At 58.5% G+C, this 13,074-nt stretch carries 15 protein-coding genes and 1 tRNA gene; 8 read left to right on the top strand and 8 right to left on the bottom strand.

Annotated elements, in window-relative coordinates:
- Positions 1-8: 8 nt before the first annotated feature.
- Positions 9-977, bottom strand: a complete 969-nt coding sequence (locus AM571_RS08635; protein ID WP_074061046.1) for a LysR family transcriptional regulator — start codon at positions 975-977, stop codon at positions 9-11.
- A gap of 138 nt (positions 978-1,115) precedes the next feature.
- Here AM571_RS08635 and AM571_RS08630 point away from each other — a divergent pair, with 138 nt between their 5' ends.
- A complete protein-coding gene (locus AM571_RS08630) occupies positions 1,116-1,730 on the top strand; it encodes an FMN-dependent NADH-azoreductase (protein ID WP_074061045.1) in 615 nt (204 codons plus the stop codon).
- A 401-nt stretch (positions 1,731-2,131) separates the two neighbouring features.
- Here AM571_RS08630 and AM571_RS08625 read toward each other — a convergent pair whose 3' ends face one another.
- On the bottom strand, positions 2,132-2,878 hold the full coding sequence (locus AM571_RS08625; RefSeq protein ID WP_074061044.1) for an NADPH-dependent F420 reductase: 747 nt from the start codon (positions 2,876-2,878) through the stop codon (positions 2,132-2,134).
- A 94-nt stretch (positions 2,879-2,972) separates the two neighbouring features.
- Between AM571_RS08625 and AM571_RS08620 the strand changes: the two genes are divergently transcribed.
- Complete coding sequence (locus AM571_RS08620) at positions 2,973-3,374, top strand: winged helix-turn-helix transcriptional regulator (protein WP_074061043.1); 402 nt, start codon at positions 2,973-2,975, stop codon at positions 3,372-3,374.
- Positions 3,375-3,420: 46 nt separating this feature from the next.
- Here AM571_RS08620 and AM571_RS08615 read toward each other — a convergent pair whose 3' ends face one another.
- Entirely contained in the window at positions 3,421-3,984 is a 564-nt protein-coding gene (locus tag AM571_RS08615; RefSeq protein WP_074063134.1) for a TetR/AcrR family transcriptional regulator, read from the bottom strand.
- A gap of 46 nt (positions 3,985-4,030) precedes the next feature.
- On the opposite strand from AM571_RS08615, the gene AM571_RS08610 reads away from it, so the two are divergent.
- Positions 4,031-4,555, top strand: a complete 525-nt coding sequence (locus tag AM571_RS08610) for a dihydrofolate reductase family protein (protein WP_074061042.1) — start codon at positions 4,031-4,033, stop codon at positions 4,553-4,555.
- Between the two features lie 78 nt (positions 4,556-4,633).
- On the opposite strand, the gene AM571_RS08605 is transcribed toward AM571_RS08610, so the two are convergent.
- Entirely contained in the window at positions 4,634-5,437 is an 804-nt protein-coding gene (locus tag AM571_RS08605; protein WP_074061041.1) for an alpha/beta hydrolase family protein, read from the bottom strand.
- Positions 5,438-5,835: 398 nt separating this feature from the next.
- Here AM571_RS08605 and AM571_RS08600 point away from each other — a divergent pair, with 398 nt between their 5' ends.
- Positions 5,836-6,105, top strand: a complete 270-nt coding sequence (locus tag AM571_RS08600) for a hypothetical protein (RefSeq protein ID WP_074061040.1) — start codon at positions 5,836-5,838, stop codon at positions 6,103-6,105.
- 404 nt (positions 6,106-6,509) lie between these two features.
- Complete coding sequence (locus tag AM571_RS08595) at positions 6,510-6,995, top strand: VOC family protein (RefSeq protein ID WP_074061039.1); 486 nt, start codon at positions 6,510-6,512, stop codon at positions 6,993-6,995.
- A gap of 180 nt (positions 6,996-7,175) precedes the next feature.
- On the opposite strand, the gene AM571_RS08590 is transcribed toward AM571_RS08595, so the two are convergent.
- From AM571_RS08590 to ilvA, 3 genes are all read right to left on the bottom strand, one after another.
- Positions 7,176-8,447 (bottom strand): sensor domain-containing diguanylate cyclase, encoded by a 1,272-nt coding sequence (locus tag AM571_RS08590; protein WP_074061038.1) that lies wholly within the window; start codon positions 8,445-8,447, stop codon positions 7,176-7,178.
- Between the two features lie 139 nt (positions 8,448-8,586).
- The gene (locus AM571_RS08585; protein ID WP_022718328.1) at positions 8,587-8,913 is read right to left on the bottom strand and encodes an HlyU family transcriptional regulator; all 327 of its coding nucleotides are present in this window, start codon (positions 8,911-8,913) and stop codon (positions 8,587-8,589) included.
- Positions 8,914-8,950: 37 nt separating this feature from the next.
- Positions 8,951-10,207, bottom strand: coding sequence for a threonine ammonia-lyase (gene ilvA, locus AM571_RS08580; protein ID WP_074061037.1), 1,257 nt, complete (start codon positions 10,205-10,207; stop codon positions 8,951-8,953).
- Between the two features lie 162 nt (positions 10,208-10,369).
- On the opposite strand from ilvA, the gene AM571_RS08575 reads away from it, so the two are divergent.
- Entirely contained in the window at positions 10,370-10,777 is a 408-nt protein-coding gene (locus AM571_RS08575; protein ID WP_074061036.1) for a VanZ family protein, read from the top strand.
- Positions 10,778-10,807: 30 nt separating this feature from the next.
- Positions 10,808-10,893: transfer RNA gene (locus tag AM571_RS08570), tRNA-Leu, on the top strand.
- A gap of 44 nt (positions 10,894-10,937) precedes the next feature.
- On the opposite strand, the gene AM571_RS08565 is transcribed toward AM571_RS08570, so the two are convergent.
- Positions 10,938-11,201 (bottom strand): hypothetical protein, encoded by a 264-nt coding sequence (locus AM571_RS08565; RefSeq protein WP_074061035.1) that lies wholly within the window; start codon positions 11,199-11,201, stop codon positions 10,938-10,940.
- A 1,078-nt stretch (positions 11,202-12,279) separates the two neighbouring features.
- Here AM571_RS08565 and AM571_RS08555 point away from each other — a divergent pair.
- Positions 12,280-13,056, top strand: a complete 777-nt coding sequence (locus AM571_RS08555) for a competence/damage-inducible protein A (RefSeq protein ID WP_074061033.1) — start codon at positions 12,280-12,282, stop codon at positions 13,054-13,056.
- Positions 13,057-13,074 lie beyond the last annotated feature (18 nt).

Here is a 13,074-nt window from a genome sequence, read left to right as displayed (position 1 = left end):
CGCCTCGTCTATTCCGCTGCGAGCGGCATTTCCGGTCCGCGAATTTCGTTCAGCGCCGCTGTGAAATCGGCGTGGTTGGGGCACTGGGAAAGCCTGGTGCGGAACGCATCGATCATCCATGCCGCAGCTGGGCCTGGCGGATTGGCGAGGCGGCGCATGGCAAAGATCGGATACTCGCCTTGCTCATAGGCCTCAAGGTTGAGATGAACGAGTGCGCCGCTCATCAGGTCGTCACGGATTATCGATGCAGGCAGACCGCCCCAGCCGAGACCCCCGCGGATCAAAGCATGCTTCGTCGCGATGTCGCTGACACGCCAGGTCTTGTAGGAGAGCACGTTGAAATCGCGACCCTTCGTCAGTCCGGAGGCGTCGGTGACGACGAGCTGTACTTCCTCGCGAACATCGCCAAGCGTCAACGGTCGATCTATCTGCGCCAACGGATGATTGCGCGAGGCCACCGGCATCATGAAGGAATGGCCGATCTTTTCCATCAGCATCGAGTCGTCCTGCTTTAGGACGGCTCCGCCGATGCCGATCGTCGCCTTTCCGCTCAGGACGGCCTCCATGACCATGCCAAGCTCGCCGACCGTCAAATTGAGCGCTACGGACGGATAGTGCTCACGGAATTCCCGCAGCACGTCCACCGTTGCTGGAGACGGCACCATGACGCTGATCGCCACAGAGACCTCCGCTTCCAATCCTTCCTTGAGTCCCTTGACGCGGGCGCGCATCACCTGCAGATCGGTCAGCAGGCGGCGCGCATCTTCGAGCATAACCTTACCCGCATCAGTGAGCCTTGGCTGGCGAGCGCCGGAACGTTCAAAAAGCGGCATCTCGAGTTGTGCCTCGAGGTTCGCGATCGTGTAGCTAATCACCGACTGCGCGCGGTTTAGCACGCGCGAGGCGGCAGAGAAGCTGCCAGTCTCTGCCACTGTAAGGAACACCTGCAACTGATCCAATGTCGGGTTGGGAAGCATTTTCCATCCAATCCATCGATAATTTTGATCGACATTATCCCAGTTTTTTCGATAGCCTGCCAGACCTATTTTTCCTCTGAACGCGGCTCGAATCTCCCAAGCGAGCCCGCAGCACCCCAATTCGAGAGGAATTCAATTATGTCGTCCATCCTGCTCCTGACATCCAGCCCGCGCGCTGAATCGCTTTCGACTACCATTGCCATCGATCTCGCCGGCAAGCTTCAGGCCCAGAAGCCGGGCAGCAGCATCGTCCGCCGCGACCTCGCCGCCAATCCTCTGCCGCATATCGACGACTTGTTTACCGCCGCAATCCGCAAGCCTGCCGAAGACCGCACGGCGCAGGAAGCCGAAGCAGTGAAGACCTCCGACGCGCTCATCGACGAACTGCTCGCCGCCGACACCATCGTCATCGGCACGGGCCTCATCAACTTCAATATATATTCGTCGCTGAAAACCTGGATCGACAACGTCGCCCGCGCCGGTCGCACCTTCAAGTACACCGAAAGCGGCCCGGTGGGGCTTGCATCCGGTAAGAGGGTCTATGTCGTGCTCGCCTCCGGCGGCGTCTACTCGCAGGGTCCTGCCGCCGGCATGAACCATGCCGTCCCGTATCTGAAGTCGGTTCTGGGCTTCCTCGGCATCACCGACATCGAAACCGTCTATGTCGAGGGCCTCGCCTTCGGTCCGGAAGCTGCGGAAAAGGCGATCGACGCCGCCAGGGCCCGCGCCGAAGAGATCGCGCTCGCCGCCTAATCACTTAACATCGCCCCCAGAAGCGGCCGGCTTTGTCCGGCCGTTTTTTGTTTCCGTTGAGATTTGTCCGCTCCGATCGATTGTCTCTTGCGGAGTAGGGAATTGTTTCGTTTCGTATAGGTCTGAGAATATCGACTTGCGGCAGAGCGGAGAGCTCTTGAAGTTAAGTTTGGCCGAAGGCAACGAGCCCGGCGATCACGCGGTACTCCTTAAAGCCGACCGATAGGTGAAATCATCATTTCCTTCTTGGCCGCCCTTTGCGGACGTCCCGTTTACTAGTTTCAATGGGAGTGTGAGGCGGGGGCTGACCGGGCCTGTCCGGCTCCCGAGGAACGTAGATGGCGACCTGCGAAATCAACAAGACCGCTGCGCTTGTGACAAATTTCGTCATGGCTCGCTCCTCAGGTCAGCGGGTTGAGCGAGCGGTTCATCGCCACCATGTGGGCATGGGTCGGGTTCGATCCAAGCGTCCCCATCTTGTCGGGCAATTGGTCGCGCTTCTTGGGCGCTTCGCCCTTCACCGCAGCGCCGAGTGCCTTGCGCATGGTAGCGGCGTCGTAGTCACAACAGTAAGCCGGTGTTGAGGGCTGCTGCCGCCACGATTCCGCCAGCGTCCTGGCGTCAACCGGGTCAAAGCCCACTTCGTTGACGATGCCCATGACCACCTGCTTGGCTGCGGCGTCGTCTCCGGCAACTGCCACGGCCAATCGACCGGCAGCGCCTTCTGGCTTACCGAGTTTCGCCAAGGTTTCGGCGAGGATATTGTTGAATGCCTTGATGACAGGGCGGCCGATCTGCTTTGACACCCAAACGCTCTCAACCTCACCTGCATCAAGGTCAGCGATTCGAGGGTCACGCATCCCCGGATAATAGTTGCTGGTGTCAACGACGGGGACACTCTCAGCCACATCCTTGAAAAGGTCTTTTGGCAGCTTCTCAACGGCAGGGAGAGGAATGGACATGATGACCAAATCCGCGCCGGAGATGGCCCCTCGCGTGTCCGCTGCCGTGGCCCCCACCTCGTCCGCGAAAAGCCGCACATCGTCGACGCCCTTGGAGTTGGCAACCCTGACCTCATGCCCGGCAGATGAGAGCTTTCGGGCAAGCGTGCCGCCGATGCTACCAATGCCGATGATGCCGATTTTCATGCTGATGCTCCTGTTGTTCTGCTCCTCAAGTTAATAGATACTGAGGTATCGACAAGAACGAACGGAAAAGTGGGTAACCCACCAATAGGTAAGTATGGCGAAGGACCGGCATTGGAATTGCGGCGACCCGCAACAGCATCTTGTGTGGGCAGAAGCGACCACCGATGCCCTCCGGGTGCTGGAGGGCAAATGGAAGATTGTCATTATCTGCCAGTTGTTCGGTGCGAAGGAGCCGCTGCGATTTTCAGAGCTTGAGAGGCGTGTGGAGGGCGTCAATCAGAAAATGCTCATCCAGCAACTGAAGGAGCTGGAGAAGGATGGGATAATCACGCGAACAGTCTATCCGCAGGTGCCTCCGAGGGTGGAATACGCGCTCACGGACTTGGGTAAGGCACTTGGGCCAGCCATGGCAGAATTGATCGATTGGACCTGCCTGCGTCGGGAAACGCTCGACGTCTCGGGTTCAGCAAAACAGTCCTTGTCAGCGACTTCTTGATGTCCGCTTGTAGCGCGAAGCAGCCTCCTGGCCAAAGCGGTCATTCCTAAGCCTTGTGTGTGGATGTCAACCATTCTTCCAGCATGCGCCTGATAGCCTGCTCTGGTTTATCGGTGCGGGTAAATGCCCACCAGGTATGAGCGCCCTGCCAGAGCGCCGCCATTTGCCATCCGAGTCGTTCAGCCGCATGTTGGTCGCTGGAAAGACGACGCCCTAAAGCGCAAGCGAGTGTGTGGCCCCATCTAGCGCCCCTGGCGCGGAGGTTAGGATTGCGCAGGTCCTCCCTCAATAACAGCAGGCCATCAGCTGCGTTGCGCTCAGCATCCTCGGGCGGCATGAGGCGCATGAGCAGGTTTATGGCCCCTTGAGGTGTCAGCGCCTCTTCAGCATCGGCCGCTTCCGTTTCAGCCTGTAGCCGATCCCAGGCTCGTAGCAGGACTGCCTCGACGAGACCCAGTCGGTTACCAAAGCGCTGGACCATGGTCGCGGGGGAAAGTCCGCAGGCCCTGGCGGCCAGCGCAAAACTTAGGCCGTCCGGCCCGGTCTCGAGAATGAGGCCAAACAGGCCGTCAAGTATCTGCTCGTCAGAGACTGTCTTGTATCTGGGCATGTCCATATATAAACGTATGTTCGTTTATCTTGCAAGGAGGTCAATGATGTCAAAAATTATGGGATATATCGCAGCGAGCCTAGACGGGCTCATAGTCTCAGGCGAAGGTTCGCTCGACTGGCTCTACAAATATGATGACATGGACCTGGGAGAGCACGACTACCGCCTCTTTCTTAAACGCATCCGTACCGTGGTCATGGGCCGGGGCACTTATGACTTCCTTGCAAACGAGCAATCGCCCTGGGCCTACGGAGATCAGCGGGTGATTGTCATCACCTCGCAGCCACTTCACAATCCTAAGGGACCACTCGAAATTCGCAGCGATGTTGATGCATTGATCTCGGAACTACGCGCGCTCGATGACGGTCACGTGTGGATGCTAGGAGGCGGGCAATTGCTGATGGCATTCATGGAACGTGGCGCAATAGACGAGATCGAAATCTATGTCATTCCAGAGATAATAGGCGCTGGGTTGCCGCTCTTTCCACTTACTGGTTTCCGAACAAGCCCGACGCTGATCAGTGCGACGGCGCTCGACAAGGGCTGTGTTCGGCTTCATTACCGACTGTGATGCAGATAGATCGCGATCACCGCTGTTGACCTTTCCGGCCAAGATCGTATTGCGTTATCGGTCCAAAACGGCCGTCAGTCAGTGAGCTGTGGTGACAGGGGCGAATATTCGGATCAGAAAATCTCGCAGGATTGGCGTGACCTGTTGTCGCGGGAGGCGGTGCCCGCACTCAAGTGTGTGGAGGGTTACTGACGCCCCGGTTTCAGCAAGGGCTTCCGAAAATCGTTCAGCTTGATCAACCGATGCACGGTCATCGTATCTGCCGTGTAGAAGCAGGGTTTCTGCTTTGATTTTGTGCGAATGGTGTATTGGAGACCGATCTAAGAAGCTTGCACTCGAAAGGCCCGCCTCCTTATGGATTGCCTGTTGCAAGCCTCGCGAACCGCTTTCGTAAGCTTTTCTGAGATCGTAGACGCCCCCCGTCAGGATGACGGCGCGGAGATCGGTCACCTGAGCGGCGACCATGGCTGAAGCAACCGCCCCCCGACTGTTTCCATAGAGAACAATGCTTGCGGGATCGACCGACGGCTGCTCCTTGAGAAAGTCCAAGGCAGCCACAATCGCTCGCTGGGTAGCTGGCCCACAAAAATCGGCGGGACCGTCAGATGCACCAAAACCAGGCTGCGAGATTGCGGCCGCCGTCACACCAAGGCGCGAAGAGAAACGAACCAGCGACCCGTCATCGACAGCCTCTTTCCCACCTAAGAAGAGCCCACCCTGATTGCCATGCACGAACAGTATCGCTCCTGCACGTGCATCTGAATCCCTGGCCTGGAATAGTTCGACTGCAGCGCCATCGCCCCGATCGATGATGTGTTGCGTCAACACCGACTTTGCATCCCCAGCTGAAATCCGATGGCCGAGGATATGAAGCCATGACATCCTGTCAATGACAGCCTCTCTAACCCGGCATTCGGGTCAAGCTCTTTTCTGATCTTCGTTGGCCTGATCGTTCACGCGGGTCACGCTTCTCTCCGCAGTCTATCGGCTCTGTTGCGCTTGGAGCTGCTGCACGCATGCATCGGATCAGGGTCTGGAGGGCCTCGCTTTAAGACACGCTCGGGGGGCCAGCAGTTATTATCGGCTTCATCCACCCTGTCGTCCGCCAGTAATCTCGCCGACGCCTGAGGTGCTCATAAACGGTGTGCAGACGGCCTCGTCGCGGACTGCTCTTCGGACAGGCCAGTCAAGCCAGGAGCATCTTCCTGGCCTGCAGCAAGGCAGGAGAGCGTAGCTCAGGGCGATATCGCCTTCGATCGTTTCGCGGACAGCGGCACAGGATGAAATCACGCGATAAGATCTTCATAGCCCCGAATCCCGTTTTCGATATCGATGCATTTCCGCTGCATGACCTTGCTGCTGGCGAGCAGCGCTCGGATGTAATGGCTTTCGACGCTTTTCACGTGGACCTGACTGTAGCAACCCGGTCGCAGGATATGAGCCATGCCTCGGGCATCGTGTTGTCCGTGTTATTGCCCATGACTGGGGAGAGCGGCGTCAACCTGATTGCCCTGCACACAACGTCGAAGCCTGCTTCTTTCAGCCCATAGGTCAGGGGCCGAGTGAGGGCCAGCTCGCAAGCCCCTTCTGGTGGATCGGTTCGCCAAATTCGTAAAGGCGACACGTCCGAAGGAACCGATCGATCAAGCCGAACCTTTCCGTCATGATCATGATGCAGATTGCCACTGCGTGTAGCGACACGTCCAAACAGCATGAAACACCGCCAACGCCCTTCATCTCGGCTACCCCGAGATAGTAATGAGAGCTCGCCCCTTTTGAAGACTGCCCGCCTACACATGCTCTTGGCGCAAGGCGGCATTTGGCCCGCAAGACGAGAGGCGTTAAAAAAGAGCAGCGATTTTGATCATGATGTCGGATCGGGGGCGGCTGGTGCGTCATCGTATCATCAGGTCGGGCTCTCGATCTGAAGGACAACGATCAGGAGAACGGCGCGATGTCTAAGAACACTATTTGTCTATGGTACAACAAGGATGCTGAGGAAGCCGCCCGCTTCTATGCTGACACCTTCCCAGACAGCACGATCGGAGCCATCATCCGCGCGCCCGGCAATTACCCCGACGGAGAAGAGGGCGACGTCTTGGTCGTCGAGTTCACGGTGGCCGGTGTCGCGTGCATCGGATTGAACGGCGGCCCCACATTCAAGCACAGCGAAGCCTTCTCGTTCCAGATCAGCACCGAGGATCAGGAAGAAACAGATCGCTATTGGAACGCCATTGTCAGCAATGGCGGTCAGGAAAGCGAATGCGGCTGGTGCAAGGACAAGTGGGGCGTATCCTGGCAGATCACACCTCGCATTCTCATGGACGCGCTTGCAGCAGGTGGCGAACAAGCAAAGCGCGCATTCGACGCGATGATGACGATGAGGAAAATCGATGTGGCCGTGATCGATGCGGCACGAAAAGGAGATGACGCGCGATGACCACCGAGAAGATCAAAGGACCATCCGATCCTATCGACGACGGTGAAGAGCTCGTGCGAAAGCACCATCCGGTCGAAGAATGCGTCGTACCTTTCCCAAAGCATCAGGCAGGGCGGCTAACGGTTCACGGCCCCAGTCGTCGCAGCTTGGACCGTCGGGCGGACACTCCTGATCCATGCCTCATGTTAGGACCTTGACCAGACCCATACGACCGAAGACACAGTTCCGGCCGTTCTTCTTTGCCTGGTAGAGCCGGTCATCTGCAGTAGACAGAACGGTCATGAAGCTCACGCCATCTTCGTCGGCGGTCGCAACGCCGATGCTGACGGTGACGGGTCTTGCATCTGGTGTCCTGACGCTTGTCGCGATCGTCCATCGGAGCCGTTCTGCCACCAACAAGCCCTCCTCGTGCTCCGTGCCCGGACAGATTGCAACGAATTCTTCGCCACCAAAGCGGAACACTCTGTCTGCAGAACGCAGGATCATCACCAGCCGGGCGGCGATCGACTTCAGCACCTCATCACCCTGAAGATGGCCGAAGTTGTCGTTGACGTCCTTGAAGTGGTCGGCATCGATGATGATGACGGTTGTTAACTGCCCTTGCCGCAGGGCTTCCCGCATCATGACCGGTGCTTCGAGCTCCATACGCGAGCGGTCGTAGACGCCCGTCAGAATGTCCCTGCCCGTCCGCTCCAGAAGATCGTTGTAACGCTCACGGAATGTCAGGTCGCCGAACAGATCGCTGAGAGAGCGTGCTGCCGCCGGAACGCCGTTCCTATGAATGTAGAGCCGGTAGAAGGCGAAGAGCGCAGTATAGATGCAGACCGCGAACATCTTTGCCCTCCAGCCGTCCCAGAAGGCTGCAAGCGGTACGTCGAGAAAATAGTGCAAGGCGCCGAAAAAACCGATCTGGTCGAAGGTCAGAAGTGCGAAGCCGCACAGCATGAAACGAAGAATCACCTTGCGCTTCATCCAAAGACCAAGGCGTTCGTAAAGCAGAATGATACCGAGCGAATCCAGATAAAGAAGTGCCGTACCCCAGACCATCAGCCAGCCCATCTCCTTCAGGAAGCTGAAATCGGCGGCATTGCCAGGTGAAACCTCGACAGTTTCATGCAGCTGTAGAACCCACGCGATCGCGACAGTCAGAAGATTGCCCAGAAACAGACCATAGATCGGCTGCCGGACCGTTGAAGCATCCTCCTCCAGGTAAAGCATCAGGATCATCATCAGCTTTCCGGCGAAGAAGACCGATGATCCGGGCGAGGCAACACCGAAAGGCAACGACACGTAGAATAGGGCCGCGAGATAGGTTTCCATGAAATGCATGACGCCAAGCGCAGTCATGAAGACGCCAAGGCCCAGCCGATGGCGGAAATGCAGCAGGCTCACCATCAGCGCGAAGTAGCCGACGGCTTCCGTTACAATGAGACCGAGATTGACAAATGCCATCGCGCCTTCCGCTCTCCTACCGCCCCTTCATAGCGCGATACGGTTAAGAAACGGTCGCGTGACGTCAGCGTAACCTGCGGCCTCCCTGTATGGCTGCCGCCGCAAAAGCCACCCGGCGTAGACGACTGGAAGAGAGCGGCTAGACTTGCCGCTCCTTAGCACCGTCGCCGAAAAGCGAGGGACCGTGCTGATCGATGATCTGGTGCGCTTTGCGCACTGTGCATTCGATCGCATCGTCCGAAGACGAGAACATGTCGGCGCGGATAAAATTGCGCACCAAGACCTCGCCGCCGACCGTCTTTTCAATACGGCCTGCCAGGCGGAACTGTCCGCCTTCCTTGCGCGGCTCAGCGTAGATTGTACAATCGGCGTAAAGCTGCGGCTCGCCCTTCGGGCCCGCGCTCGCCTCGGCGGATTTGCCGCCACCGGAAAACATCGAGAAAATGCTGGAAAAGATCGAAGCCATGTTCCGCCTTTAACACGGGCAGCTCGCGCCCGCAAAGTCAAATGATGAGGTTGGCGAGGATGTCGTTTTCAGTGATGTCCTCGAAGCCCATGCCGGCCTTTTCGAAATTCGAAATCAGCGTGGCGAAGTTCTCCGGCGCCTTGGTTTCGATGCCGATCAGGACGGAGCCGAAGTTGCGTGCAGTCTTCTTCAGGTATTCGAAGCGGGCGATGTCGTCGTCAGGCCCCAAAAGATTGAGGAAATCGCGAAGGGCGCCCGGGCGCTGCGGCAGCCGCAGGATGAAGTATTTCTTCAGCCCGGCGTAACGCATCGCGCGCTCCTTGACGTCGGGCAGCCGCTCGAAGTCGAAATTGCCACCGGAGACGACGGCCACGATCGTCTTGCCGCGGATGGCGTGCGGGTCCATCGCCGCGATCGCTGTCAAAGACAAAGCCCCTGCGGGCTCCAACACGACGCCCTCGACATTAAGCATTTCCGAGATCGTCACACAGATGGCGTTCTCCGGCATCAGCATGACCTGCCCGGCTGCAAAGCTTTTGAGTGCTGCGAAATTCAGGTCGCCGATTCGGGCAACGGCCGCGCCATCGACAAAATTGTCGACCTTGGAAAGCGTCACCACTTCGCCGGCCTCGATGCTCCGTTTCAAACTAGGCGCGCCTGCCGGCTCGGTGAAGACAAAGGCGGAATTCGGGAGCGAGCCCTTGAGATAGCCCGTAATGCCCGCAGCAAGCCCGCCGCCGCCGACCGGCAGGACCAGCATGTCCGGCACCCTGCCCTCCGGCAGCTGCTGCATGATTTCGGCTGCAACCGTTGCCTGCCCCTCGATGATGTCCTCATGGTCGAAGGGCGGCACCATGACGCCTCCGGCCACCTCCGCATGGACGCGCGCGGCCTGATAACACTGGTCAAAGAAATCACCGTAAAGCTTAATGGTGATGAACTCGGCGCCGAACATGCGCGTCTTGTCGATCTTCTGCTGCGGCGTCGTCACTGGCATGAAGACGACGCCCTGAACGCCGAAATGGCGGCAGACAAAGGCAAAGCCCTGCGCATGGTTGCCCGCCGATGCGCAGATGAAAAGTCGCTCGCCGCTCCCTTCGGCAATCGCCTTGCGGAAGAAATTGAAGGCGCCGCGGATCTTGTAGGAACGGACGGGCGACAGATCCTCCCGCTTCAGCCAGATTTCAGCATCGTAGCGCGCCGAAAGATGGTCGTTGAGCTGCAGCGGCGTTGCCGGAAAGAGGCTGCGCAGCGCCTCTTCCGCGCGATCTACATCCTGTCTTTTGACGGTCATCGGTCCATTCCTGTCTCAAGCTTCGCTATGGCACAGGTCGGCTGGCAATAGAAGTCCGTTTAACCGCCGTGCCGTTCGCTCCGCCGAAAGCCTTACATCGTCTTTGGCTGATTGCTGCAGCTCCCCCGTGCGTTTGCTGTGCAATGCTGCTAACGTGACGGCATGATTACATCCCGTTTGACGCGACCGCTCGCCTGGCTGCTGCTTGCCGCCATCATTTTCGTCACCATCTCGCCGATCGGCCTCAGGCCGCATACGATGACCAGCGTCAACGCCGACCGCGGGCTTGCCTATGCCGTCACCGGCTTCCTTTTTGCGCTCGGCTATCCGAAGCAGTGGAAGCTCGTCGCGCTGCTGCTGATCTTTGGTGCACTCGCAATCGAGTTCCTGCAATACCTGTCGCCGACACGTCATGCACGCCTGCACGATGCGGTCATCAAGGCAGCCGGCGCGATGCTTGGCATTCTTACCGGCCGTGCTGCCTACCGGCGCGGGCAGATGAAGCAGAGGATAGAGGCGGTTCCCCTTTCCAAGCCGCAAACCGGTGCCGCCGCCGGCGCTCTTGACTGAATCGCTCCGGTCGTTAATTGAGGATCGCGCGCGGGCGTGGCGAAACTGGTAGACGCAAGGGACTTAAAATCCCTCGGCCTTAGGCCTTACGGGTTCGATCCCCGTCGCCCGCACCAGCACGCAGCCGCCACGCGAATTTTTTCCAACGCAAGGCCACTCATCATCTCATGCGGGGGAAGTGCCAGTAGTCGGAGCCCGTTCGGCGGGAGATGAGTTTCAGCGTTCCGTCTGGCTGAACCACGTATCTTTCATAGACACGGTATCCGAACTTGTCCGGAAACTCGTGCTTGACGGTGTAGCCCGCTCGCGCGGGAACGCGGACGGTTCTGCCATAGGTGAGGCTGCCGCGGATGGGATCCGGCGGAGCCGTGTTGCATCCGGCAAGGGGAAGAACGACCAGCAGGAAAGCGAAAACAGCGCGCATCAAAATCTCCGGCCCTAGTGGCACATAACACGAATTGCAGGCCGCACAGCACGGGCGGGGAGAATATGGGCCTGCTGGACTCGCCCCACCATCTTTATCAATCCCAATAAATATGATTTTATGCCGGCGTCTGAAAGCCGGCAGGGCTTAAAGGCGCCTTTGCGGATGCAGGAATTACAGTGCCACGATGCGTGTAAGCTTGTCTTGTGGGAGTAAGACGATGGTTTACGATTGGAGTGGAGAAAGGGCGCGGCGTCTCAAGTTTTACAAGACAGCCGCCGCTTGTTTGTTGGGGAGCATGCTTGCCGGGACCATGTTGCTGATCATAGCCATGCAATTTCACGGGTAGCGACCGGCTTTGGCGCCACTACTGCTTCGGTTAAAATCATCAGAAATTGGACGATGCCAGTCTGGCCAGGCAACGGCGCAGCGATGAGCCCGCTGGGCCTCCATCTTTGAAGCGATTTTGTCGTCGTCACCGGCCGCGATCAAGCGGCGCTCGCTCGAGGTTGCGGCACAAGACATTGGAAATGCCGCCGACGCTGTCCGCAGCGATGTCTTCAGGATCGCAGACTTCGAAACGCTGCGGGGGACCATACACGCGAGATCCAGAGCATTCGCGGCCTCACCCTCGAAAAACTGGATTGTGAGATAGCCGGGTGCATCATGGGCGCCAGTAGCAATTTCCGAAACGCTCGCATCCATTTCCCCGGCGGGCGTTGGAAAGCCCACAGCGCATGCACTGATGAGTGCTGAGGGTGATATGTCGCCATCTTTCAATTTCATCGTTTTTCGGAAGTGTTGATCGGATCGTCATATCGTCTCCGCTCGATCCTCAGGCCAGACCGACATGAAACAGGCGAAGGGCCAGCTTGAAGGCTGCGCACGCGTTTGTATGGAGAGCAAGCGACTGAGGTCCAGGAGATCGAGCTCCGCTCGGCCGGCTACGAACTCAGGAACAGGGGTCCGGAGCATCGCGGGGTTCCCGATCTCGCCTTCTGCCGCAACCGGGTGCCGCCATTTGCAAGCCTCGAAAACGGCGCTACCTATAGCAAAGCCCCATCATCGGATATCTCTCATGAGCACTGAAACCTTCATCACCGCCGCCATGCTCGCCATCGGCGATGAGCTTCTGTCGGGCCGGACCAAGGACAAGAACATTGGCCATCTGGCGGATATGCTTCAGCTTTCCGGCATCGATCTCAAGGAGGTGCGGATCGTCGCCGATGACGAGGATGCGATCGTCGAGGCTCTGAACGCGCTCCGCTGCAAATATGACTACGTCTTTACCTCGGGCGGTATCGGCCCGACGCATGACGATATAACCGCGGACGCAGTCTCGAAGGCTTTCGGCGTTCCCTGCGATTATGATGCAGCCGCCATGACACTGCTCGGTGACATGTACAAGCGGCGCGAGATGGACTTCACCGAAGCGCGCAAACGAATGGCGCGTATGCCGCGCGGAGCGGCGCACATCGCCAACCCGGTGTCGACTGCGCCCGGATTCGTCATCGGCAACGTCTACGTTATGGCGGGCGTGCCGCAGGTGTTCCGGGCCATGGTCGACAATGTTCTGCCGTCGCTTCGCACCGGGCAGCGGATGCTGTCGCTGGCTATCGCCTGTCCCTATGCCGAAGGTGACATCGGCACGCTGCTTGCCGCCATCCAGAAGACGCACCCGGACACCAGCATCGGCTCCTATCCGCGCTATGTCGGCCAGAAATTCTCGACGGAGATCGTCGTGCGCGGCCGATCGCAGGCGGCTGTCGATGCGGCGGGAGCCGAGGTTCACGCCATGATCGAGAACATTCGCAGGACCAGGGAGATTGACGAAAACCGGTCGGCCGAAGCTTAGAGCAGCAGCACACAGCCC

It is taken from the genome of Rhizobium etli 8C-3, assembly GCF_001908375.1.
In the GTDB taxonomy this organism is placed as follows: domain Bacteria; phylum Pseudomonadota; class Alphaproteobacteria; order Rhizobiales; family Rhizobiaceae; genus Rhizobium; species Rhizobium etli_B.
This window is presented reverse-complemented; position numbering and strand designations above follow the sequence as displayed.

Bases quoted from the DNA above. Each gene is read 5' to 3' on its own strand.
- AM571_RS08605 (WP_074061041.1), bottom strand. From the start codon at position 5,437: ATGTCATGGCTTCATATCCTCGGCCATCGGATTTCAGCTGGGGATGCA.
- AM571_RS08615 (WP_074063134.1), bottom strand. From the start codon at position 3,984: ATGCCCAGATACAAGACAGTCTCTGACGAGCAGATACTTGACGGCCTG.
- AM571_RS08600 (WP_074061040.1), top strand. From the start codon at position 5,836: ATGAAATCACGCGATAAGATCTTCATAGCCCCGAATCCCGTTTTCGAT.
- AM571_RS08575 (WP_074061036.1), top strand. From the start codon at position 10,370: ATGATTACATCCCGTTTGACGCGACCGCTCGCCTGGCTGCTGCTTGCC.
- AM571_RS08555 (WP_074061033.1), top strand. From the start codon at position 12,280: ATGAGCACTGAAACCTTCATCACCGCCGCCATGCTCGCCATCGGCGAT.
- AM571_RS08630 (WP_074061045.1), top strand. From the start codon at position 1,116: ATGTCGTCCATCCTGCTCCTGACATCCAGCCCGCGCGCTGAATCGCTT.
- ilvA (WP_074061037.1), bottom strand. From the start codon at position 10,207: ATGACCGTCAAAAGACAGGATGTAGATCGCGCGGAAGAGGCGCTGCGC.
- AM571_RS08625 (WP_074061044.1), bottom strand. From the start codon at position 2,878: ATGAAAATCGGCATCATCGGCATTGGTAGCATCGGCGGCACGCTTGCC.
- AM571_RS08565 (WP_074061035.1), bottom strand. From the start codon at position 11,201: ATGCGCGCTGTTTTCGCTTTCCTGCTGGTCGTTCTTCCCCTTGCCGGA.
- AM571_RS08590 (WP_074061038.1), bottom strand. From the start codon at position 8,447: ATGGCATTTGTCAATCTCGGTCTCATTGTAACGGAAGCCGTCGGCTAC.
- AM571_RS08635 (WP_074061046.1), bottom strand. From the start codon at position 977: ATGCTTCCCAACCCGACATTGGATCAGTTGCAGGTGTTCCTTACAGTG.
- AM571_RS08620 (WP_074061043.1), top strand. From the start codon at position 2,973: ATGGCGAAGGACCGGCATTGGAATTGCGGCGACCCGCAACAGCATCTT.
- AM571_RS08585 (WP_022718328.1), bottom strand. From the start codon at position 8,913: ATGGCTTCGATCTTTTCCAGCATTTTCTCGATGTTTTCCGGTGGCGGC.
- AM571_RS08595 (WP_074061039.1), top strand. From the start codon at position 6,510: ATGTCTAAGAACACTATTTGTCTATGGTACAACAAGGATGCTGAGGAA.
- AM571_RS08610 (WP_074061042.1), top strand. From the start codon at position 4,031: ATGTCAAAAATTATGGGATATATCGCAGCGAGCCTAGACGGGCTCATA.